Genomic DNA, 21796 nt, shown 5'->3' on the forward strand with positions numbered 1-21796 from the left:
GGGAGGAGGCGCTTATGCCAGCGTTTTTGGAGGTAGCGGATGCGCGCGTTCGCTATGGCAATAATGAAGTTCTCAAAGGTGTAAACTTATCTGTCAAGAAGGGCGAGTTCGTTGCGCTTCTGGGCTCTTCCGGTTGCGGCAAGACAACATTGTTACGCGCGATTGCGGGCTTCAATCTGCCATCCAACGGTGCAATCCGCGTTGATGGTATAGATGTCACCAAGCTCCCTCCGGACAAACGCGGCATGGCGCTTGTCTTTCAGTCCTACGCGCTCTGGCCGCATATGACTGTCGCGCAGAATATGGGTTATGGCTTGCGTATTCGTGGCGCCTCGAAAGAGATCATTAAGCGGAAAATCGAAGAAGTTGCGCGCCTGCTTGGACTGGACACTTTACTGGAGCGCAAACCCGCCGCCCTTTCCGGCGGACAGCGTCAGCGTGTCGCCCTGGGGCGGGCTCTCGCCATTCAGCCTGATATTCTGCTTCTTGACGAGCCACTCTCCAATCTGGATGCGCGCATCAGACTATCGGTTCGCCATGAGATCAGCGCTTTGCAGCGCCGCCTCGGCATCACGGCAGTTCACGTGACGCACGACCGGGAAGAAGCCATGGTTATGGCAGACCGCATAGTGATCCTCAACAATGGTGAAATCGCCCAAGCCGGAGCTCCGGAAGAGGTTTACAACCACCCGGCATCGGACTTCGTAGCGGCATTTATGGGCGCAGAAAATCTGATCGAAGTGCAAATTCAGATGAAGGCTGACCGCATCGAGATTGCCGCAGGAGCCAATAACAAAGCGAGCAGAATTTCGGCAGGACGCCGAAATCTGTCCGATGGCCTGGCATCGGCACGTTTCCGCAGCGAAGCCGCACGTCTCACCAAGTCAGGAGCCGTTGGGAATTCCACCTCTCCCGAATTAACGCTCCACGGTACGGTCGAGCAGACCAGTTATCCCGGCGGCCTTTGGAGGCACATGATCCGCGTCGGGGAGAGACACATCATGGTCGATGCTCCGGAAAGCCATCAGCCCGGAACCAATGTAGAAATCCGCATACCCGAGCATGCCCTATTTTTATTCGACAAATAGTCAGGCACCGGCGGCCTTCGCGCCAAAACTTTATAGTACGTTGCTAAGCTGAGGAAGACGAGAAAGTGGAATATGGCATACCGTCAAATATACTGATGCACAGCTGTGCATAACAAGCTCGATCTTTGTCGTACACAAACGCAGGAAAGCCCATTCAAATTCTTTATCTCCGGGCAATCTCGTCCGTTGGCGCCACAGTTCCCGATAAACACCACTGATGCTTCGCATCTGCCTTCAACCATAAGACCGGAAACTCCGGTTTCAGACAGGAGTCCTTTTCATGAGAACTATCCTGAACGCGGCAATGGCGATCGGCCTTACCGTTGTACCAGCTGCTGCCGATGAATTGACCGTGATTACGGCAGGCGATCAGAACATGGTCGACTATATCAATCAGTATCTCGGACCGTTGTTTGAGAAAGAGAACCCAGGAACAACTGTTCGTGTTGTCGGAACAGGTCCCGGCGATGCCGGTTCGCAAAAGATTCTCGAGCGTTTCGAGGCCCAATCCAAGGCTGGCGTAGAGAAATGGGACACCGACGTCGCAGTGGTCCACGAGAAATTTGTCGGACCAATGGTAACGGCAAGGTTTCTTGAGAACTATCGTGGTAAAATTGATAGCGGCAAGCTAGTGACACGCGACAATGCGAAAATGGCCCTCGGCACTAATGTCGATGGTTACGTCATGCCGATGTTCAACAGCCAAACCGCACTTGCGTACAACCCTGCTCTCGTTGCCAATCCGCCGAAAAGCTATGATGAGCTTGTCGCATGGGCTAAAGAAAACCCAAAGCAGTTCGGCTATAACGGCATCAAGGGCGGAGCATCGGGTGTAAGCTTCGTCATGGGCTGGATTTACGCTTATGGCGGCGACGCGAACAAGCTGATGAAAGGTCCATTCGAAGAGAGCGAAGCAAAGAACTGGGATAAGGCATTTGCCTCGCTCAAGGATTTCACTAAGAACGCCACCCTCACCCCGGGCAATGCAGGCACACTCGACATGTTGAGCCGCGGTGAAATCGCGATGGGACCGGTCTGGGTAGACATGTTCTACTCTTGGAAAGCGAACGGACAACTCCCGCCGGAAATGAAACTTGTTCTGCCGGCTCCCGGTATGCCTGGTCAGCCGATGCATTATGTGATCCCGGAAAAGAGCGCGCACAAGGGAATTGCCGAGAAGTTTGTTGCACTGGCGACGAGCCCGAAAGTACAGGCCGAAGGTATTGTGAAGCGCTTCAACTGGTATCCGGGCATTGATGCCGACCATGTCAAGGCAGAGCTTGACGGCGACACCTGGAACAAGCTCTTCACCGATATTTCGCCGGACGACCTTGCGAAATATGGCAAACCCTTCCCGATCGCACCTTATAACAGCGCGATTCTGGAAGCTTATGAGCGTCAGGTCGGCAACTAAGTTCGACGAACTTATGGCTATCGGAGCGCTTTGGCAGATTTGTTTCATTTTGAGCGCATCGAACGCACGGCATCACAAGCGCGCATCCCGAAGGGTATAAATCGGCTTTCGGGATGTGCATCTACACAGGCTACTGGAGCGCCGAGCTTATCCGATCCGATCAAACCGCGCAGCGTGTCCGACACGCATCCCACCTTAATGAGGTTTCGAATGTCGCATCGACTGACGGGTATTCTTCTTGTCGCGCCTGCGCTGGCAATCGTACTATTGCTGTTTATTGTACCACTTTTCGGAGCTATTATCGGAGCGTTCTCCGTCTCAGGTGAATGGGGAACCGGCAACTTCACCAAAGCATTCGAACTTTATTCCAGCGACATCATCTTCACTTTTATCATCGTCGCGCTGTCGTCGTTGCTGATCGCTTTATTGTCTATAACCATCGGCGGCTATCTGACACTTGGTTCCAACCCGCGCGCTGTTACTGTGCTGCGCTGGCTTTATCGATGGCCACTTTTCATCCCCTTCATCGTCGTCGGCCAGATACTTCGCACCTTTCTTGCCAAGAACGGACTGATGAACAGCCTGTTCATTGAAAGCGGTATGCTCACGCCCCTTCAGGCCATGAGCTTCCTTGACTGGCGTGGAATTGTCATTGCATTCGTCTGGAAACAGACACCGTTTGTCACGCTTCTATTGGCAGGTGCCATGGCATCCATTGATCGTAGCACTATCGAATCCGCTCGCAATCTTGGCGCCGGACGGCTGCGCATTCTCATTGAGATCGTTCTCCCTCAAGTGCGCCAGACATTGCTCGTTGGTCTGATACTGAGCTTCGTCACCATGATGTCCGTTTTGTCCGTGCCTTTGATGATAAACGCCCAATCACCGACAATGATTACGGCAAACATAGCATTCCGTATCAACGCTTACGGGGATTACGGCGTTGCAAATGCGCTGGGTACGATCTCCCTTCTCATGACGAGCTTCGTCGCCTGGGTTTACCTTCGCCAGACCATGAAGGAACAAGGCCAATGAACAACACTATCGATTGGCGCTGGATACCCCGCGGCATACTGCTTGGCCTGCTCGCTTTCGCGATTTTCGGACCACTCGCCAACCTATTTCTTTGGGCTGTAGCCGAGCGTTGGTATTTCCCACACACATTGCCGCTTCAGTATGGATTTTCATTCTGGGCTAATGTCTTTTCGCCTCGCGGCAATGCACTCTCATCACTGGGCACAAGCGTCCTTATTGCGGGACTTACAGTAACAGCTTCACTGGGCCTGGCTATTCCCGCCGGTTATGCTCTCGCACGGTTGAAACTGCCGTTTCGCGGGTTCATCCTGCTGACGCTGCTGATCCCGCAGGCTTTTCCAAACCTACCCATATACGTAAACATCGCGCAGATGTTCTACTCCTTCGGCCTGAATGGCACGATCACCGGTGTCGTTTTGGTACATGTGACCCACGGTCTGGTCTATGCAGTATGGATTGCCACAGCAGCGTTTTCAGCAATTGATCGCGAGCTTGAAGAGGCGGCCCGTTCAATGGGTGCCTCCGCTCTTAAAACATTCTTCGACATCACCTTGCCAATAGCCGCACCCGGTCTGCTTGCAAGCGCGATCTTCGTCTTTCTTGAATCGCTTGATGAGTTCACTGGAACTTACTTCGTTGGCGCTCCTGATATTTCCACTCTTCCCCTCCTGCTTTATACCGCGGGCTCCGGCGGCAATTATCAAATCGCGTCGATTAGCGCATTGATATTGTTGGTACCATCAATTGCCTTCATGTTCGTTGTAGAACGCTTCCTCAGGGCCGATGTCCTTTCAAAAGTAGGGCGATAAAATGTCTGATAAAGAAACGCAGCGCGAACCGGACAACATGGATAGCCAGCCACGGTTCATCAGCGCTCATGAAGTTGCGCTTGAGGCAGGTGTGTCACGCTCCGCGGTATCACGTACCTTTACGCCGGGTGCCAGCGTCTCACCGACGACACGCGAAAAAGTGCTGAAAGCCGCCGAAAAACTGGGTTATCAAGTCAACGACCTTGCACGTGGCCTCCTTGCCAACCGCAGTCGCATCGTCGGAATGATTGCCGCAGACCCGGAGAGCCCGTTTCGCTCCCGTCAGATCGCAGCGCTTTCCCGTCGGCTTACAGCACGTGGCAGTGTGCCGGTGTTGATCCCGACCGGTCAACACGGAGAAAATCTATCGGCGGCACACGAAACGCTGCTGCGTTATCGTGCTGAAGCGACGGTGGTACTTTCCGGTATGCCCTCTTCGTCATTTGTTGAACTGGCACAGCGAAATGGCCAGACCCTCATTCTCGTCGGGCGGGCCGAAGAGGGGGCAGATCATATTCACATCAACAATCGACTTGCGGCAGAAACAGCCGTCGAAATTTTTGCAGCGCGGGGCATGAGAAAGCTTGGCCTTATCACATCGAATGTCGGCAGCCTCAATCTGGTTGAACGTGAGGAGGCCTTCATTGCCAAAGGCAAGAGCCTTGGATTGAGCGTCAGTGTACAGCGCGGGGACCTGACCGATTATGAAGGCGGCTACAGCGCTGCGTCCTTACTACTCGGGGAGCGAGAGCGCGTCCAAGGCGTGTTCTGCGTGAACGATCTTATGGCTTTCGGTCTGATAGATTGTGCACGCGACGTCTTCAATCTCTCCATTCCCGACGATGTTTCGGTTATCGGCTTCGACAACGTCACGGAAGCGCGCTGGGGCGCCTATCGGCTAACAACATTCGATCAGAATGCGGAACGCCTTTCTGCCAAAATCATCCGCCTGCTTGATGAGAGACAGGCTGTGCCAAATGCACCGCCCCAGACAATTGTCCTCGAACTACCGCTCATTCTAAGGAGCAGCGTCAGGCCACTTAAAAATGAACGCGTCTCTCGGGAGACGCCAAATCAATGACATTCCACTCCATCTGGTTGCGACCCGCACGCGATGACCTCAAATTTCTTGAAGCTATCGTTGCAGAACTGGCAGTTCAATTTGCTTCACCCCTCTTTGAACCACACGCAACACTTGTACCCGATATGAATCGCTCGGCAGACGAACTGCTGCCACTGGCACTCAGCCTTGCAATCGGTCGGAAACCTTTGGATGTTCTTGTTGAGGATGTGACTGGAACAGCGGCCTATTTCCGCTCTTTCTACGCCGTTCTGCAGAAAACTCCTGCACTGTTGGCGCTGAAGCGGGATTCACTCGGTATATCCGGAGAGAAAGACATCTCGACTTTCCTTCCGCATGTTTCGCTTGCCTACGGCGTTGCCGATAAGGCCTCGCGTGAAACAGAGATGGCTCGCGTGGCAAAGTCGATTACAGGTCGCAATCTGCGATTTGATCGAATGGTAATCGTCAGCTCATCAAGCGAGACACCGATCGATCAATGGATCGTCAAACATGAAATCTATCTCGCTGGATAGGGAAAGCCCGCAGATCAGCGGGCCTCTATCATGCACGTCACTGACGAAGAGCGCGTTTCACTCCGCCCGGAGTGTACGCTAAAGTGGACGTGGATACTGTCGGTAAACCTTCTCGATGTCAGCCAGAACATCTTCCGCCAGCTTGATCTGATGGGCCGCGATATCGGTCTTCAACTGATCGACAGTCGTGGCACCGATGATGGCCGAAGTCATAAACGGACGTGTCAATGTAAAGGCAATCGCCATCTGCGCAATATCTAGACCGTGCTTCTTCGCAACATCGATATAGGCGCGAATTGCGGGCTCGGAGTGAACATTATTCCGCCAGATGCCACCTTCGGAAATGGCTGCGCGTGAACCGACAGGCACCTTGCCGCCCAAATATTTTCCGGTCAGCACACCCGCTGCAAGCGTCGAATAGGCAAGCAGTCCGACGCCTTCGCAGAGCGCTAACTCTGCCATGTCAAAATCGAACTGGCGTTGCAGAAGACTATATTCATTCTGGATCGAGGCGACGCGCGGCAGATTATGCTGTGCCGCCAGTTGAAGCCACTGCATCGTTCCCCAGGCTGTCTCATTGGAGAGACCGATATGCCTGATCTTTCCATCGCGAACCATGTCTGCGAGCCCGAGTAAAACGTCGTGCATCTGGTGGGTTTCGGCCTCTCCATCAGTCTTGGACGGGTCGAAGCTCCAGCTTTGGCCAAAATGGTAATGCGCACGCATCGGCCAATGGACCTGATAGAGGTCGATATAGTCTGTCTGAAGCCGTTTCAGGCTATTTTCCACCGCATCACGAACACTTGTTCGGTTTGGTCTCGCGCCGTCGCGAATCCACTTTTGTCGACCACCGCCGGCAATTTTGCTCGCCAGCACAAACTTTTCACGTTTTCCAGATTTCTTAAACCAGCTCCCAATGTAAGCTTCTGTCTTGCCATAGCTTTCCGGGCTCATCGGTATGGCATATCCCTCGGCGGTATCAATGAAGTTGATACCGGCATCAAGAGCGATGTCGAGCTGCTCATGGGCATCGGATTCAGTATTCTGTACGCCCCAGGTCATGGTGCCGAGGCAAATTTCAGTGACAGTAAGGCCGGTACGGCCTAAAGGCTTCATTTTCACAAGAGTTTTCCGGATCGATTGTTCGCTACAGCGCGATATGAAATTGGGACCGATTGATAGCCCCGCTTCACCATGCCTGACAAGCCTGTCACGATAGTTTTAGATCAGACTATAAAAATCGCTCGACCGTGTACGGTTTCGGATCAGTAAAAGGCTCTTCTCCGACCAGCATCTCGGCAAGCAAACGCCCTGTCGCAGGTCCAAGCGTCAAACCATGATGGGCATGACCGAAATTGAACCAGAGTCCCTTGTGTTTTGGAGCAACCCCAATTACGGGACGCATATCCGGCAAGCAAGGGCGCAATCCAAGCCATGGCGTCGTTTCGATGGCGTCTCCCAACTGGGGTACAAGTTTCCGCGCTACTTTCTCGTCCATCTTGAGCTGTATACGATTGGGCGGGGCCTGAGGCGATGCGAACTCTATGCCTGTTGACAGCCGCACACCTTGCACCATGGGGGCAAGAACATAGCCTGCTTCTTCGTCCACCACAGTATGACCGAGCCGAGAGCCGTCCTTCATGGTGAAGTGCAGATGATGACCGCGTTTGATGCCAAGCGGAATTGGATAACCGAATTTTCTGAAGATGAGCCCGGATTGCGGGCCCAGCGCGACCACAATGTCACGCGCATGGACAATACCCTCATCCGTCGTCACCTGCCAGCCGCGCTCATTCTGAGCCAAGGTCGCCGCATCTCCGTGAACGAAAACGCCACCTTTCCTGCAAAACAGATCAGCATAGGCTTTAACCAGCCCGCCAGGGTTCACAACGGTCTTGGGGTCGAGCCAATGAATGCCACCGGCCACATCGCCAAGCGATGCCTCGCGCTGGCGCAATGCTGCTGAATCGAGAATATCATAGGACAGTTTAAAGCGTTGCAGATCGGGTAACCGGCGCACCGCTGCGTCGAACGCCGAAGATGTTCGGAACACTTCTATCCATCCTTGGGACCGGATCAACCGCTTGCTGCCCGACTGATCCACCAAAGTATCATGCTCGCGGACACTCGCTTCAATCAGAGGCAACATGGCATTCGTGGCAATCTTTAACCGTTCTGGCGAAGATTCCCGCCAATACTGAAAAAGCCAGCGAGCCATCTTTGGTATGTAAAACGGATTGTAGCGAACGTCTGAGCGACGGTTCATGCCGTAGCGGACAAGCGTCCAGAAGCCTTGCGGGAAGGAATAGGGAATGACACTAGACCGCTCAATCAGACCAGCGTTGCCGAAACTGGTGCCGCTACCGGGGGCGCTTTTGTCAATCAGGCAGACTGAACGCCCCCGCGCTTGCAGATGTAGTGACGTGGACACGCCAACAATTCCCGCGCCCAGAACGATGACATCTTGTTGCTGAATCGGCATTTCTGGCATCCACAAAAACCAATGAATAAACGCGCCGACTACAGCCGGCGCGTCGTTGCTCACAGCAAAAAGCTGCGTCTTTTACATGCAATCAGTAGATATCGAAGTCGAAATATTTCTTGACGATCGTGGCATAAGTTCCATCGTCGCGAATTTTCTTGATTGCCGCATTGAACTGTTCCCTCAAATCGTTATCGTCTTGGCGGATCGCAATCCCGGTATCCGTCTGCGTGCCGGGAATATCCCCGATAAGCTTGCAACAATCCGCACCGTCTCCCTTAATCCAGTCGGATATCGGGAATTTGTCGGAAACAACAGCATCAAGACGTCCGTTTTTCAGGTCCGCATTGGCTTCATCGGCGGTTGGATAAAGCTTCACGTCGGCACCAGCCTTGCCATAGACATCTTCCGCATAATTACCCTGCGTGGTCGATCCCTGAGCTCCCACCGACTTCCCCTTGAATGCTTCGGCATCCAGAGATGTGATTGGACTATCCTTCGACACGGCGACTGAAAGTGGCGTGGAATAATACTTATCGGTGAAGGCAACTTCCTTCTTACGCTCTTCCGTGATGCTCATCGACGCGATGACCGCATCGAACTTGTTCGACTTTAGGCCGGGAATCATCCCATCCCAGTCGTTGGCAACAATCGTGCACTTAGCATCCATTGCCTTGCACAGAGCATTGGCAATCTCGACATCAAGCCCCTGAAGCGAGCCATCCGCCGCAACGAAGTTGAAAGGAGGATAGGCACCTTCTGTGGCGATGCGGATTTCTTTCCATTCTTTCGCCTGCACGGGCAAGGCAGCGATTACAGATGCAATGCCCGCAAATAGGATTGTTTTCAACATAACTGTTCCCCTTATTGCTTTGTTATCGTTGTAGTAGGCAGGGACCTCCCCGCCAGTTGCGGCGCCTCATTTTATGCGCATACCGTGACTGAAGCACCGGACGCCTTCCTCCGCAAGAAGGTTTTAAAGGCGCCCGGAGCGTAATTTGTCACATCAATAGATGTCGAAGTCGAAATATTTCTTGCGGATCGTTTCATACGTGCCGTCGTCACGAATTTTCTTAATCGCAGCGTTGAACTGTTCACGCAGATCATCGTCGCCCTTGCGCAGGGCAACAGCGATCTTCGTTTCAGAGCCCGGGATGTCACCGAGGAACTTACAGCAGTCCGCGCCCTGCTTTTTCAACCAATCGGCGGCGAGGAATTTGTCGGCAGCGATTGCGTCCAGACGGCCGCTTTCGAGATCGGCATTTGCTTCGTCTGCAGTTGGATAAAGCTTCACATCTGCGCCTGCCTTACCGTAGACATCATCGGCGTAGTTGCCCTGCGTCGTACCGGCCTGTGCCCCAACTGTCTTTCCGTCGAATGCCGACGGGTCAAGCGAGGTAATATCCGTATCCTTTGGCACGACAACCGCAAGCGGGGTTGTGTAATAGCGCTCGGTGAAGGCAACCTGCTTTTCGCGTTCTTCGGTAATGGCCATCGAAGCGATGACCGCGTCGAACTTATTAGCCTGCAGGCCCGGAATCATGCCGTCCCAATCATTGGCTACAATCGTACACTTGGCTTCCATAGCTTGGCAAAGTGCATTGGCGATATCAAGATCGAAACCTTCAAGCTTGCCGTCTGGAGACATGTAGTTGAACGGAGGATATGCGCCTTCACTGGCGATGCGGATTTCTTTCCATTCCTTTGCCTGAACCGGCAAAGCGAGAAAGACAGAGGCTAGACCGGCGAGTACAACTGATTTCAACATGACTTTCCTACTTCTTCAAAGCGCGCCCCGAAAATATGAAGCGGTTTCGGACACGATACGCGGATAGATACACACCAAGCAGATGAACGCATATCCGCCAGTTTGGATCCGGAAATGCGCTTAATTCCGATCCCATTCAATTGCAACTTTGGCAGGACTTGCCGAATACCAAAATGCAAAACGAGGCCTGCCGCGCACAAACGCAACAGGCCTCGCATTCATACAGCAGGAGCGATCAAGCGACCATGCGGGCGCAATGATCTTCCTGTGCATAGGCCTTGCCAAAGCGGTTCGCGAGGAACGCTTCCAAGGTAATGTCTTCCTGACGAATGAAGCCCTGCTGTGGAAGATCGCCCTTTGCCAGCATGTCGAGCACGGCGCAGATTGCAGAAGCTGTGGTGATCTGGATGCCCGAGCGAATGATTTTGCCAACCGGAGCGGCATAAACCTTGTTCGCGTAGGTTTCCTGAACCAGGCGGCCATTCTTGGTACCCGAGACGGTCACAAAAATCACCACGACGTCCTGAAGGGTCGTCGGCAGCGCATTTTCGAAGATGTCCTTAAGCACTTCACGGCGATGGCGCAGGCCGAGATCGTTGAGGAGCGCCTTCATCAGCGCAACGTGGCCCGGATAGCGGATGGTGCGGTAGTTGAGTGTGCGAACCTTGCCTTCCAGCGTTTCACAGAGCGTGCCGAGACCACCAGAAGTATTGAAAGCTTCATAGGTAACGCCATCAAGCGAGAATTCTTCGCGTTCTTCGAGAGCTGGAACTTCGGTTAGCTCGCCATTCACGATAGCCTCGCATGGCTCAATATACTCGTTGATGACGCCATCGGTGCTCCAGGTCAGATTGTAGTTCAGAGCATTCGAAGGATACTGCGGCAGGGCACCAACGCGCATGCGAACACTGTCGAGCTTGTCGAAACGCTTTGCCAGATCATAGGCAACGATAGAAATGAAGCCAGGAGCCAGACCACACTGTGGAATGAAGGCTGCTTTGGCATCCTTCGCCAGTTCCTTGACGCGACGTGTGCTGGCAACATCTTCGGTCAGGTCGAGATAGTGGACGCCTGCCTTGGCAGCAGCTTCGGCGATACGGGTCGTCAAATGGAATGGAGCGGCGCTCAATACGGCAAACTTGCCGGTCAAAACAGCTTCAAGCGCCTTGGCATCTTCGATATCGAGCGCCTGCGTCTTAACTTCAGCACCTGCTTCCAGTGCATCAAGCTGTGCCTGAGAGCGGTCGACAACGGTAACAGCATACTCGCCCGTGGAGGCGAGAAGATCGGCAATGGTGCCGCCGATTTTGCCTGCACCGACAACAACGATCTCTTTCATGTAACTTTCCCCTTGGAATGCAATTCGGATATGCAAGAATCGCATAGTTTCATGCAAAAAGAAGCATACAAACCGACGATATGACGTTGTTTGTTTACGCATATTGACGTATCTAATATGCATTATGACGACAGAAGCTGATCTCACCCTCATTGCACTGCTCCGTGAAAATGCCCGTGCCTCGACAGCCGATCTCGCACGGCGCCTAGGAGTGTCCCGAACCACCGTCCAAAGTCGCATTGAAAAGCTTGAAAAACGTGGAGTTATCGAGGGCTATACGGTACGAATCGCACCTGAATTCGAGCGTGATCTGGTCCGCGCCCATGTGCTGGTGACAGCATTGCCCAAGCTGGCACCAAAAGTTGAAACAGCCCTGCGCAGCATGATGACCGTTCGTTCGCTCCATTCTGTTAGCGGCCATTTCGATATGATCGTCGTTGTGGAAGCCCCTTCAATACAGGAACTTGACGCCATTTTGGATCGCATAGGCGCGCTGGAAGGCGTCGAACGCACGATGTCATCCATCATTCTTTCGACGCGGATCGACCGTTAAGGAACCCATGCGGTGTACAGGGCTATTGCATCCGTCAGGTAGAGACCGTCCCGCTCATGCGCTTGCGGCGGAAGAGCATCGCTGCAACGCCTAAAAGCACCGTGCCGACAATAAACAGAAAAGCAGCCGCAGCGATAGCCGGGCTTATATTTTCCCGAATAGTCGAAAACATCTGGCGCGCCAGAGTTCGCTGATTGGGACCTGCCACAAACAGGGTCAGCACAACCTCGTCCAACGAAGTGGCAAACGCCAGCACCGCGCCTGATGCGATGCCGGGCATAGCGAGCGGAAGCGTGATTTTTCTGAAGACCGTTACCGGCGATGCGCCAAGACTTTCAGCCGCCAGTTCTACACGTCGGTCGATACCTGCCAGCGCGCCCATAACACTCACCAGAACAAAAGGTATCGAAATCACGGTATGTGCAACAATCACACCGAGATAGGAATTGGCTATTCCGAGCCGGACGAACAATAACTGCATACCAACGCCCATAACCACGGCAGGAACAACCATGGGCAAGAGGAACAGAGTTTTGATCGAGCCGGAGAGAAACAGAACCCTGCTGCGCAAGCCAAGTGCAGCCATGGTGCCCAGCACCGTTGCCAGAATCGTCGTTCCCGAGCCGATAATCAAGCTGTTGACGATTGCGCGCCGCCAGACATCCGCCGTGGCGAGCTCGTCAAACCAGCGCATTGACCAGTCAGGCACCGGATAGGTCAGGAAGACGCTGGATGTAAAAGCAAGTGGAAGAATTGCGAACAAAGGCGCGATCAAGAAGACCACCGCCGCCATACCGAAGAGGATTTTAACGAAGCGTCCCATGGTCAGGCTCTCCGCCGCTCTTCAGCGGTGAGCTGTCCGTAAACGGTATAGAGTACGAGACAGGCAACGAGCAGCACGAGCCCCAATGCGCCAGCCATACCCCAGTTGGCCGAACCGGTAGCATAATAGGCGATGATCGAGCTTATCATCTGGTCACTCGGCCCACCAATCAACGCCGGAGTGATATAATAACCAATCGCACTCATGAAAACGAGCAGCATGCCGGACAGGATGCCGCGCATACTCAGTGGCAGTAATACTCGCAAGAAAGCTCTCCATGGCGGTGCGCCAAGAGAAGCAGCGGCAGGCATCAAATTGCCTGGGATCGATACGAGCACACTATAAATTGGAAGCACCATGAACGGCAAAAGCACATGGGTCATAGCTATCACCACCCCTGCCCTGTTGAAGATCAGGGAGAAAGGCGCATCGGTGATGCCGAGCCAGATCAATGTATCGTTGATGAGGCCCTTGTCTTGCAGGAGAATGAACCAGGCAGCGGTCCGGACTAGCAAGGATGTCCACAACGGCAGCAAAACAGCAGCTAAAAGCGCGTTTCGGACCCAACCTTCAGACGAGGCAAGCAACACAGCATAAGGATAACCAATCACTGCACAGGCCAATGTCACCAACGCGGCGATCCAGAATGTACGGAGCATAATCGCCCGGTTGGCTGATGTGCCGGGCGCCATAGAAACAATCTCGCCTGACGCATCGCGTTCCATGTCCAAGGCGGCAAGCAGGTTGCGATCTGTTGTCGGAGAAAGCGCATTCGCAATTGCTTGCCAGAACTCCGGTCGGCTCCATCGCTTGTCTATCGTTTCAATATCCGGGACTGAATCGCTTTTTTCAATGGCTGACAGTGTTTTGCTCATCAGGGTCCGAAAACCCGATTGGGCGCTGTTCAAACGGCGAACCATATCGCCTACGGCTTGCTGATCGGTTGAAGCCTTCAGATCTGCAACCAAAGCCTGTTTCATTTCTGGTGATGGGGCCGATTGTCCATCCCACAGACTGACAGCTTCTGCAGTCTGTGGGAGAACACGCAGAACCGCTGTATCAGACACGGCCTGCTTTATCATCACCCCAAGCGGCCACAGGAAAAACAAGGCTATGAAAACGAACAAAGGCGCGATCAGAAACATCGCTCGGACAGTTTTGCCGGACAGAACCGTCATGCTGCGATAGTCCAGCAGTCAGCAGCATTGAACCCAGCCACGACATCCGTTCCGGGTGCCCATTCACGCGCTTTTCTGTCCAGACGCACAATGAAACCATAAGCGCCGCCATCAAGCTGGATACGCAGATGATCCCCTTGATAAACGCTGTCGGTCACGCATGTCTTGAGAAGATTGTCCGCGCAGCTTTCACTACCCAGCTCAATGCGCTCAGGCCGGATGGATAAGAGAACTTTCTGTCCTGTCACCAGCGTTCCTTTTGACGATGCGGTTAAGGTGCCGCCATCCTTCAGGCGAATAATGGCGCTGGTACCCGCCACACGCTCGACTGTCCCTTCAGCGAGATTGGTTTCACCTATGAATTCGGCGACAAACCGCGTCTGCGGCTCGTCATAGATTGCGCGCGGCGTGCCAATCTGTTCGATTTTCCCTTTGTTGAAAACGGCGATCCGGTCCGACATGGTCAGCGCTTCACTTTGGTCATGTGTGACGAAGACAATCGTGAGCCCTAACCGGCCGTGCAACTCCCGGATGTCGAGCTGCATCTGCTCACGCAACTGCTTGTCGAGCGCGCCGAGCGGTTCGTCCATCAAGACTACACCCGGTTCGAAAACCAGTGCACGGGCAAGCGCCACGCGCTGTTGTTGCCCGCCAGAGAGCTGTGATGGCTTGCGTTCACGCATGGTGGACAGCTGCACCATATCGAGCACCTTATCGACCAGCTTGCCAATCTCCGCTTTGCCAAGACCTCGCATCTGAAGCGGAAAGGCGACATTCTCGCCAACTGTCATATGCGGAAACAGAGCATAGTTCTGAAAGACCACCCCCATATTGCGTTTATATGAAGGCACCGTATTGATTGCCCTGCCATCAACGTAAATCGCTCCACTGCTTGGACTTTCAAAGCCGGCAAGCATCATCAAAAGCGTCGTCTTGCCTGAACCGGAAGGACCAAGCAGACTGACGAATTCACCGCGATCAATATCGAGGTTCAAATCATCTATAACTCTGAAATCACCATAGAATTTGCTGATATTCTTGAAGCGGATGCGGCAGTCCGTCAATGAAACACTCCACCTTCCGGAAACAGGGAAGACCCCGCCGATACTGCGCCGGCAGAGCCACGACTGTATATTTACTTAGCCAGCCAAGCGTTAAAACGCTTCGTCAACTCTTCAGAATTATCGATCCAGAAATCAACGTCAAGCGGAAGAGCGTCTTTCAGATTGGCTTCCGCTGTTGGAAGATCCGATGCAAATTCCGCAGGCACCTTGCTTGCAGCTTCCTTGTTCGGCAAACCGTAAGCGACATATTTCGGCAATTTCACCTGATTGTCGGGCTGACTGGCAAAAGCAATGAAATCCTGTCCCGCATCCTTGTTCTCGGCATCTTTCAGGATCACCCAGCTATCGACAGCATAAATACTGCCCGGCCAGACCACCCTGAAGTTCTTGCCTTCACTCCTGTTTATGCCCGTTATGCGTCCATTGTAGGCCGACGCCATCACGACTTCGTCCGACGCCAAGAACTGTAAAGGTTGTGCCCCCGCTTCCCACCAGACGATGTTCGGCTTCAATTCATCGAGCTTTTTGAACGCGCGATCAACGCCATCCGGGGTTGAAAGCACATCGTAGACCTCATCCTTGCCCACCCCATCGGCGAGGAGTGCGAACTCAAGCGTATACTTCGCGCCCTTACGCAACGAGCGTTTGCCCGGGAATTTCTCCACATCCCAGAAATCGGCCCAGGATTGCGGGCCGTCTTTCAGTTTGTCCGCATTGTAAGCGATGGCTGTCGACCACACGATCGCCCCTACGCCGCAATCATGGACCGCGCTGTCGAGGAACTTGTCCTTGCCACCAACTTTGTCCCAATCGATCTTCTCGTAGAGACCGTCTGCACAGCCGAGAGCTAGTTCTTCGGCTTCTACTTGCACGACATCCCAGTTGGGTTTACCTGCTTTAACCTTAGCCTGAATGACACCGTAACCGCCGTCCCAAGATTCATCCAGCAAAGGTTTGCCGGTCTTCTCGGAAAAAGGCTTGAAATAAATTTCACGCTGGGCGTCCTGATAGTTCCCACCCCAGGAAACGACCGTCAGGTCTCGGGCGGCAGCGGAGCCGGAATAAAGTGCAGTTGCGAGGAGTCCACCCATCAGGGCTAGGCGCGCAATTTTCATCGACATATTCCCCATTCTGGTTCGACGGGTTGTTCCCGCCGTTGCTGTAATGAGGCCATGCTAACTTGATCAGTAATCGTGAGCAACATTGTAGTCGCCCGAGAATACAAAAGTCGTATCCGCCCTGTCGAAAGGAACAAATCCGGGCGAGGGTCCCCCAGATCTGCCCCACGCCGATGCACATCGTTGCAAGAGCGTACTTGCCGCCATTAAAGGAGAGTTCGAGCGCCGCTGCGTACCCGCAGTGCGCGCCCTAGACATGCCAAGCGGATGTCCAAGTGCTATCGAGCCGCCATTCGGGTTGACACGATCGTCGTCGCCGGCAATTCCAAGATTACGCGATACTGCCAGACCTTATGATGCATGATTGAGCACGATAAAGTCGAAGACAACCTCTTCGTTGGCTTGAAGAACCCTATGAGATGTTTCCCACTTAAAAGAACTTCGCAGCATTCTCGACGCGGGCCCAGAAGGGTGACATGACTATCTTCCCGTCGAACAACGCATTCAGAGCCCGCTCGCTTCGGTCGATCACGTCATCATATTGGAATGCGGGTGTATCGCATGGTCCGACATGTCAGCAGTGCTTGCGAAGAACCAGGAGATCGTAGAAGAACTGCTGGGTGTCAACGGCATGCACTAATCAGTTGCCAACGAACTCGAACTTGTCCACATCTACAAGGCCCCTGTCGGTAATCTTGAGATGCGGGATCACAGGCAAGGCGATGAAGGCCAGTTGCAAAAATGGTTCTTCCAGAACCGAGCCCAGTTCTTCGGCGGCGTGACGCAGAACACGAAGCTGATCGCGGACTGTTTCGTATGGCTCAGCGCTCATTAATCCGGCAATGGGCAAAGGCATTTCTGCCAACACCTCACCGTCTCGCACGACAACAAAACCACCTTCAATCTCGCCCAGTCGGTTGGTCGCCATAGCAATATCTTCGTCTGACGTGCCAACCACACAGATATTATGGCTGTCATGACTTACGGTTGAGGCGATTGCACCCGATTTCAAACCAAAGCCGTGCACAAATCCGGTAGCGATATTTCCATTCTTGCCGTGACGTTCGACGACAGCGATCTTAACGACATCGTTCTCAAAATCCGGCTCAACACCGTTCGGGCCAACCTTGAGGTCGAATTCGAGACTATCTGTAATAATCTTACCGGGAATTATACCAATCGCGCGGGTCTTGCCGCTGTTGGAATGAGAGCGAAAACTGGATGCGGTTACTTTGGGTGCCTTAACGCTATTGCGCCCGACGGGAGCAACCGGCTTGCGAGTGGCGAACAAGTCTTCTGAGACCACCCTGCCCGCAGACAATACCATCTGGGCATGACAGCCTTCAAGACTATCCACCACGACAAGGTCGGCCCGTTGGCCCGGCGCGATCAGACCACGATCGAAAAGACCGAAAGCACGTGCTGCGGAAATGCTCGCAGCCCGGTAAATGGCAATCGGCTCCACACCACCTGCAATAGCCGTCCGGATGAGGTAATCGAGATGGCCCTGATCAGCTATATCGAGCGGATTACGGTCGTCAGTGCATAACGCCAAAAACGGAGCGTGGCGCTCGGTAATGATCGGCATGAGCGCTTTAAGATCCTTGGAAACCGACCCTTCGCGCACCAGCACATGCATTCCTTTGCGCATCTTCTCGAGTGCTTCTTCGGCACTTGTCGCCTCATGTTCGGTACGAATACCTGCGGAAATATACCCGTTCAGGTCGAACCCGCGCAGAAGTGGTGCATGCCCATCAATATGCCGCCCTTGAAACGCCTTGAGCTTCGCCATGCATTCGGGATCTTTTGCCAAAACACCGGGAAAATTCATGAACTCCGCAAGACCGATTACTTTGGGATGGTCGACAAAAGGCAAGAGATGATCGATCAGAAGCTCGGCACCAGAAGTCTCCATATGGGTCGCGGGTACGCAGCTCGAAAGCTGTACGCGAATATCCATGATCGTTTCCAAAGCACTATCGAGAAAAAACTCGATGCCTTCAATACCCAGCACGTTTGCAATCTCGTGTGGGTCGCAAATGACTGTAGTCACGCCCTGCGGCAACACACAACGATCAAACTCGTGCGGCGTCACGTGTGAAGATTCTATGTGAAGATGCGTATCGATGAATCCCGGCACGACGATCCGTCCGGCAATGTCGATTTCATGTTTGCCCCGATAGTCGCCCAATGTTCCGACAATCCTGTCATCGCAGATTGCGATGTCACTTTCGACAAGTTCACCAGTCACGAGATCGAAAAAACGGCCCCCCTTCAGCACGATGTCGGCGGGCTCCCGACCCATGCCTTGATCGATCATCCGTTCCAGCATCACGTTACCTCACATTTCCGGAATCATTTGTCGAAAGTTACCACAATGCAAGACGCGGCGGTAAGGTCACCCTTCCGCCGCGTTCTCAACTCTCTGATGCTCAGATTAACGGACGTACTCAATCGTCCTGGCTCGGCTGAGAACCAACTCGACACGATTGTCTTCAAGGCTGTGCAGGCAGACACGCTTGGTCCATGGACCGTCGTGCAACGTGAACAGGGCACGCCCTTGACCAAGATCTTCCAATGGCATGGCCCGGCGCGTCGGTCCTACACCCATAATGAGGTGGCCATCCTTGATATCAAAACTGGCGCCATAGGGGGATGCCTGCCAATGGCCGTCGAGTTCCCGGCAAATTGGCTTCACTGTGACCGGCTTCAATCGGCGCGGCACGTATCCGATCTCGCCTTCCAATTCCGTACCGGTCCAACGAAGCTGAACCGGTGAAGACGGAGAAAGGGATGAGAACCAGCCACTACCGACATCATAAAGCGTGTCTTCGCAATCCAGCCAGTTGGCTATACCGTTACGCATTTCCAGCCAGAACGGCCCGCTCTCGGTCACATAAATCCCGTCTGGGATCGTGCAGTTGGTCTCCGGCAACGGCAATCCGTTAAGAGCGGCCATGCAATCGCGCGCCATCTTATAGGTGTTGGCGTCTTCACGGTTTGAAACAACAATCATACCGGTTTTCGAGACCGGATCGAGCAAAAAATAGCTCTTGTAGCCCGGGTGCGAGCCACCATGTCCGACAAAACGCTTGCCGGCTACTTCGTTCCACCGCAATCCAAGCCCGTAACCGGATACGCGTCCGTCCGCGAGATGGCGATCGGCTGACAACTTATCGAGTATGCCATTGAACGCGCCTTCACCATTAACGAGTGCTTGCGCCCATTTCGTCAGCGCCATACCACTGCCAGTCAGACTGCCGGAAGCCGAAATGTGCAGGCCAGCGGAGCTGAGTTGCCATTTTTCGCCAGCCTTCCAGTAACCCGGCACCAGATCTGCGACCGGGTCATTCCAAACGTCTGGAGCTTCCATGAAAATATCGAGAGGCGCTGCAATATCCGATTTCACGAAGTCATTGAAGCGAAACCCCTTCCGTTCCAATGCAGCTTCCACCAGACGATAGCCAGTGTTGGAATAGGAAATCTCTGACCCCGCATCAAAATTGAGACGGTTGAGAGAAGCAAGGAATTCCAGAAGCTGATCAGCTTCTGTTTCCGTGTAAACGGACAGCCCCAGAAGTGTGAGACATTCCCGCGTGTCAGGCAGACCACCAGTCATGTCGAGTGCACGACCGACGGTGACATCGGCGAGTGGACTTTGCAGCTCAGGCAGATGATCGCCAAGCCTATCCTCGAGGCCGATAATATCGCTGTGCTTGAGAACCATCGCACAAAACGCATGTTTCGTGACCGATGCGTAGCGAACAACAGTATTCGCGGTGAATGGTACGCCCGTAGCAAGACTCTCAAGCCCGCTCGCATAAGCAAACTTTACACCATCTGCGCCGAAACCGATGATAACGCCGCCTGGCTCATTCTTAGCCCACGTTCTCGAAAAGACTTTCGCGGCGAGGGAAGCCGCATTCCAGTCAGCATGCGTTGACATGAAAACTCCGTCAGGCAGGTTCTTCCAGATTGACGCTTAGAGCGCGCAATTCTGTGGTATGCGGATGCGTTGTCCGCCCAGCGCGCAAATCCTCGGCGCTAAGCTGTTCCACCATCTCGCCGTGCTGCATCACCCCCACCTGCGGACAGAGATGCGCTATCACAGCGAGATTGTGGCTCACCAGCACATAAGTGAGATTCTTTTCCGCGCGCAAGTCCCCGAGAAGATTGAGAATTTCGGCTTGCACTGAAACATCAAGGGCCGAGGTAGGTTCGTCAAGCAGGAGAACTTCCGGTTCAGCAATCAGCGCTCGAGCAATTGCCACACGCTGTCGCTGCCCGCCAGAAAGCTGGTGTGGAAACCGAAATCGCGCAGCTTTAGGCAAGGCAACTTCGTCAAGAACCTTTTCAATACGCTTGTCTATATCGCCGATACCGTGGACCAGCAGAAGCTCGCTCAGGATACGATCGATGGTCTGTCGAGGATGCAGTGAACCAAAGGGATCCTGGAACACCATCTGCACCTGACGGTAGAAGGTGGTTGCGCGCTTCGGGGCTACGTCCTTGCCATCAAATGCGATGCGACCACTCCAATGTTCGTTGAGACCAGCCATTGCGCGCAAGATAGTAGATTTGCCGGAGCCGCTTTCACCCACAATGCCGAAGCTCCCGCCCTTCTCAACGTGGAAGGATACACCCTTGACGACTTCACGCTCGTTGAAGCTGATGCGGAGTTGATCAATTACAATCATGAGTTCAGCCAGCTTTCTTCACGATTGAGAACCGGCAATCGTTCACGGGGATGCATAAGCGACGGAATGCAATTGAGAAGTCCCTTCGTATAGGGATGCTCGGCACGCACAAGCTCGGAAGCTTTCAGCTCCTCCATGATTCGGCCCATATACATGACCATCACGCGGTCGCAGAAATGCGACACGAGTGGGAGATCGTGGCTGATGAGAAGAAGCCCCATTCCGCGTTTGGAAACCAGATCGTCGATCAGGCGAAGAATTTCCGCCTGCACAGTGGCATCTAGCGCTGATGTCGGTTCATCAGCTATCAGTAGTTCAGGATCTGGCGCCAGCATCATGGCGATCATGACACGCTGGCCCATGCCTCCAGATACTTCGTGCGGGTAAAGCTTGGCCACTTCGCGCGGATTGCGGATCATGACCTGATCGAGAAGATCAACCGCAGCGTCCATCGCCTGACGTTTACTACCGCCTTTGTGGGTACGCCACGCTTCAGCTACCTGTACGCCAATGGTTTTGACCGGATTAAGCGAATATTTGGGGTCCTGTAGAATAAAGCCAGCCCGCTTGCCGCGTATCTGACGCATACCGCGTTCAGTGGCTGACAGAATGTCTATGCCATCGAAGGAAAGCTTATCGGCCTTTACTTCTGCGATCGGCGGCAGCAATTTCATGAGAGCTCGGGCGGTCAAAGATTTGCCCGAGCCGCTTTCGCCGACGATCCCGAGTTTTTCACGACCAAGCTGAAGTGAAATACCGCGCACAGCATCGAAACGGCTAGTGCGCGTTTCAAAACTGATCCGTAGATTCTTAATATCAACCAGCATCTTTT

Annotated in this window: 20 protein-coding genes and 2 pseudogenes; 8 read left to right on the plus strand and 14 right to left on the minus strand. The window is 53.6% G+C overall.

Features of this window, described 5'->3' with window-relative positions; translation table 11 throughout:
* The first annotated feature begins 14 nt into the window (after positions 1-14).
* From FJQ48_RS06550 to FJQ48_RS06575, 6 genes are all read left to right on the plus strand, one after another.
* Complete coding sequence (locus FJQ48_RS06550; protein WP_139974376.1) at positions 15-1088, plus strand: ABC transporter ATP-binding protein; 1074 nt, start codon at positions 15-17, stop codon at positions 1086-1088.
* Between the two features lie 280 nt (positions 1089-1368).
* Complete coding sequence (locus tag FJQ48_RS06555) at positions 1369-2502, plus strand: extracellular solute-binding protein (protein WP_180350140.1); 1134 nt, start codon at positions 1369-1371, stop codon at positions 2500-2502.
* 210 nt (positions 2503-2712) lie between these two features.
* Positions 2713-3537 carry an ABC transporter permease subunit gene (locus FJQ48_RS06560; protein WP_139974377.1) on the plus strand — a complete coding sequence of 275 codons (825 nt, stop codon included), beginning with the start codon at positions 2713-2715 and terminating at the stop codon, positions 3535-3537.
* Complete coding sequence (locus FJQ48_RS06565) at positions 3534-4346, plus strand: ABC transporter permease subunit (RefSeq protein ID WP_139974378.1); 813 nt, start codon at positions 3534-3536, stop codon at positions 4344-4346. Before FJQ48_RS06560 ends, FJQ48_RS06565 begins: the two co-directional genes overlap by 4 nt.
* Before the next feature lies 1 nt (position 4347).
* A complete protein-coding gene (locus FJQ48_RS06570; protein WP_139974379.1) occupies positions 4348-5427 on the plus strand; it encodes a LacI family DNA-binding transcriptional regulator in 1080 nt (359 codons plus the stop codon).
* Positions 5424-5942, plus strand: coding sequence for a haloacid dehalogenase (locus FJQ48_RS06575; protein WP_139974380.1), 519 nt, complete (start codon positions 5424-5426; stop codon positions 5940-5942). The genes FJQ48_RS06570 and FJQ48_RS06575 overlap by 4 nt, the downstream gene beginning before the upstream one ends.
* 78 nt (positions 5943-6020) lie before the next feature.
* On the opposite strand, the gene FJQ48_RS06580 is transcribed toward FJQ48_RS06575, so the two are convergent.
* The 5 genes from FJQ48_RS06580 to FJQ48_RS06600 all read right to left on the minus strand — a co-directional run bounded on the left by FJQ48_RS06580 (position 6021) and on the right by FJQ48_RS06600 (position 11531).
* A complete protein-coding gene (locus FJQ48_RS06580) occupies positions 6021-7058 on the minus strand; it encodes an aldo/keto reductase (protein WP_139974381.1) in 1038 nt (345 codons plus the stop codon).
* A 115-nt stretch (positions 7059-7173) separates the two neighbouring features.
* Positions 7174-8424: an FAD-binding oxidoreductase gene (locus FJQ48_RS06585; protein ID WP_139974382.1), complete on the minus strand. Its 1251-nt coding sequence runs from the start codon at positions 8422-8424 to the stop codon at positions 7174-7176.
* A gap of 91 nt (positions 8425-8515) precedes the next feature.
* Entirely contained in the window at positions 8516-9277 is a 762-nt protein-coding gene (locus FJQ48_RS06590; protein WP_139974383.1) for an ABC transporter substrate-binding protein, read from the minus strand.
* Between the two features lie 153 nt (positions 9278-9430).
* Positions 9431-10192 (minus strand): ABC transporter substrate-binding protein, encoded by a 762-nt coding sequence (locus FJQ48_RS06595; protein WP_139974384.1) that lies wholly within the window; start codon positions 10190-10192, stop codon positions 9431-9433.
* A 235-nt stretch (positions 10193-10427) separates the two neighbouring features.
* Positions 10428-11531 (minus strand): saccharopine dehydrogenase family protein, encoded by a 1104-nt coding sequence (locus FJQ48_RS06600; protein WP_139974385.1) that lies wholly within the window; start codon positions 11529-11531, stop codon positions 10428-10430.
* A gap of 124 nt (positions 11532-11655) precedes the next feature.
* Between FJQ48_RS06600 and FJQ48_RS06605 the strand changes: the two genes are divergently transcribed.
* Positions 11656-12084 (plus strand): Lrp/AsnC family transcriptional regulator, encoded by a 429-nt coding sequence (locus tag FJQ48_RS06605; RefSeq protein WP_247870303.1) that lies wholly within the window; start codon positions 11656-11658, stop codon positions 12082-12084.
* A gap of 34 nt (positions 12085-12118) precedes the next feature.
* Here the strand turns inward: FJQ48_RS06605 and FJQ48_RS06610 are convergent, their stop codons facing one another.
* The 5 genes and pseudogenes from FJQ48_RS06610 to FJQ48_RS06630 form a co-directional block, all read right to left on the minus strand.
* Positions 12119-12907, minus strand: a complete 789-nt coding sequence (locus FJQ48_RS06610; RefSeq protein WP_139974387.1) for an ABC transporter permease — start codon at positions 12905-12907, stop codon at positions 12119-12121.
* 2 nt (positions 12908-12909) lie between these two features.
* Positions 12910-14085, minus strand: coding sequence for an ABC transporter permease (locus FJQ48_RS06615; RefSeq protein WP_139974388.1), 1176 nt, complete (start codon positions 14083-14085; stop codon positions 12910-12912).
* Positions 14082-15149, minus strand: a complete 1068-nt coding sequence (locus FJQ48_RS06620; protein ID WP_139974389.1) for an ABC transporter ATP-binding protein — start codon at positions 15147-15149, stop codon at positions 14082-14084. Before FJQ48_RS06620 ends, FJQ48_RS06615 begins: the two co-directional genes overlap by 4 nt.
* A gap of 71 nt (positions 15150-15220) precedes the next feature.
* Positions 15221-16264 carry an ABC transporter substrate-binding protein gene (locus FJQ48_RS06625; protein ID WP_139974390.1) on the minus strand — a complete coding sequence of 348 codons (1044 nt, stop codon included), beginning with the start codon at positions 16262-16264 and terminating at the stop codon, positions 15221-15223.
* A 163-nt stretch (positions 16265-16427) separates the two neighbouring features.
* A pseudogene (locus tag FJQ48_RS06630) lies at positions 16428-16651 on the minus strand (3-oxoadipyl-CoA thiolase); the annotation flags it as partial.
* A 2-nt stretch (positions 16652-16653) separates the two neighbouring features.
* On the opposite strand from FJQ48_RS06630, the pseudogene FJQ48_RS22660 reads away from it, so the two are divergent.
* Positions 16654-16907: pseudogene (locus FJQ48_RS22660) on the plus strand (ABC transporter ATP-binding protein); the annotation flags it as partial.
* On the opposite strand, the gene ade reads toward FJQ48_RS22660, so the two are convergent.
* From ade to FJQ48_RS06650, 4 genes are all read right to left on the minus strand, one after another.
* Positions 16908-18599, minus strand: a complete 1692-nt coding sequence (gene ade / locus FJQ48_RS06635; protein ID WP_139974625.1) for an adenine deaminase — start codon at positions 18597-18599, stop codon at positions 16908-16910.
* A 105-nt stretch (positions 18600-18704) separates the two neighbouring features.
* Positions 18705-20213, minus strand: coding sequence for a serine hydrolase domain-containing protein (locus FJQ48_RS06640; RefSeq protein ID WP_139974391.1), 1509 nt, complete (start codon positions 20211-20213; stop codon positions 18705-18707).
* A gap of 10 nt (positions 20214-20223) precedes the next feature.
* Complete coding sequence (locus FJQ48_RS06645) at positions 20224-20964, minus strand: ABC transporter ATP-binding protein (protein ID WP_139974392.1); 741 nt, start codon at positions 20962-20964, stop codon at positions 20224-20226.
* Positions 20961-21791, minus strand: a complete 831-nt coding sequence (locus FJQ48_RS06650) for an ABC transporter ATP-binding protein (protein WP_139974393.1) — start codon at positions 21789-21791, stop codon at positions 20961-20963. The genes FJQ48_RS06645 and FJQ48_RS06650 overlap by 4 nt, the downstream gene beginning before the upstream one ends.
* Positions 21792-21796 lie beyond the last annotated feature (5 nt).

Source organism: Ochrobactrum sp. CGA5 (assembly GCF_006345815.1).
GTDB lineage: Bacteria > Pseudomonadota > Alphaproteobacteria > Rhizobiales > Rhizobiaceae > Brucella.

Excerpts from the sequence above, each read along its gene's own strand:
- FJQ48_RS06550 (WP_139974376.1), top strand. The coding sequence starts at position 15 with ATGCCAGCGTTTTTGGAGGTAGCGGATGCGCGCGTTCGCTATGGCAAT.
- FJQ48_RS06555 (WP_180350140.1), top strand. The coding sequence starts at position 1,369 with ATGAGAACTATCCTGAACGCGGCAATGGCGATCGGCCTTACCGTTGTA.
- FJQ48_RS06560 (WP_139974377.1), top strand. The coding sequence starts at position 2,713 with ATGTCGCATCGACTGACGGGTATTCTTCTTGTCGCGCCTGCGCTGGCA.
- FJQ48_RS06565 (WP_139974378.1), top strand. The coding sequence starts at position 3,534 with ATGAACAACACTATCGATTGGCGCTGGATACCCCGCGGCATACTGCTT.
- FJQ48_RS06570 (WP_139974379.1), top strand. The coding sequence starts at position 4,348 with ATGTCTGATAAAGAAACGCAGCGCGAACCGGACAACATGGATAGCCAG.
- FJQ48_RS06575 (WP_139974380.1), top strand. The coding sequence starts at position 5,424 with ATGACATTCCACTCCATCTGGTTGCGACCCGCACGCGATGACCTCAAA.
- FJQ48_RS06580 (WP_139974381.1), bottom strand. The coding sequence starts at position 7,058 with ATGAAGCCTTTAGGCCGTACCGGCCTTACTGTCACTGAAATTTGCCTC.
- FJQ48_RS06585 (WP_139974382.1), bottom strand. The coding sequence starts at position 8,424 with ATGCCGATTCAGCAACAAGATGTCATCGTTCTGGGCGCGGGAATTGTT.
- FJQ48_RS06590 (WP_139974383.1), bottom strand. The coding sequence starts at position 9,277 with ATGTTGAAAACAATCCTATTTGCGGGCATTGCATCTGTAATCGCTGCC.
- FJQ48_RS06595 (WP_139974384.1), bottom strand. The coding sequence starts at position 10,192 with ATGTTGAAATCAGTTGTACTCGCCGGTCTAGCCTCTGTCTTTCTCGCT.
- FJQ48_RS06600 (WP_139974385.1), bottom strand. The coding sequence starts at position 11,531 with ATGAAAGAGATCGTTGTTGTCGGTGCAGGCAAAATCGGCGGCACCATT.
- FJQ48_RS06605 (WP_247870303.1), top strand. The coding sequence starts at position 11,656 with ATGACGACAGAAGCTGATCTCACCCTCATTGCACTGCTCCGTGAAAAT.
- FJQ48_RS06610 (WP_139974387.1), bottom strand. The coding sequence starts at position 12,907 with ATGGGACGCTTCGTTAAAATCCTCTTCGGTATGGCGGCGGTGGTCTTC.
- FJQ48_RS06615 (WP_139974388.1), bottom strand. The coding sequence starts at position 14,085 with ATGACGGTTCTGTCCGGCAAAACTGTCCGAGCGATGTTTCTGATCGCG.
- FJQ48_RS06625 (WP_139974390.1), bottom strand. The coding sequence starts at position 16,264 with ATGAAAATTGCGCGCCTAGCCCTGATGGGTGGACTCCTCGCAACTGCA.
- ade (WP_139974625.1), bottom strand. The coding sequence starts at position 18,599 with ATGCTGGAACGGATGATCGATCAAGGCATGGGTCGGGAGCCCGCCGAC.
- FJQ48_RS06640 (WP_139974391.1), bottom strand. The coding sequence starts at position 20,213 with ATGTCAACGCATGCTGACTGGAATGCGGCTTCCCTCGCCGCGAAAGTC.
- FJQ48_RS06645 (WP_139974392.1), bottom strand. The coding sequence starts at position 20,964 with ATGATTGTAATTGATCAACTCCGCATCAGCTTCAACGAGCGTGAAGTC.
- FJQ48_RS06650 (WP_139974393.1), bottom strand. The coding sequence starts at position 21,791 with ATGCTGGTTGATATTAAGAATCTACGGATCAGTTTTGAAACGCGCACT.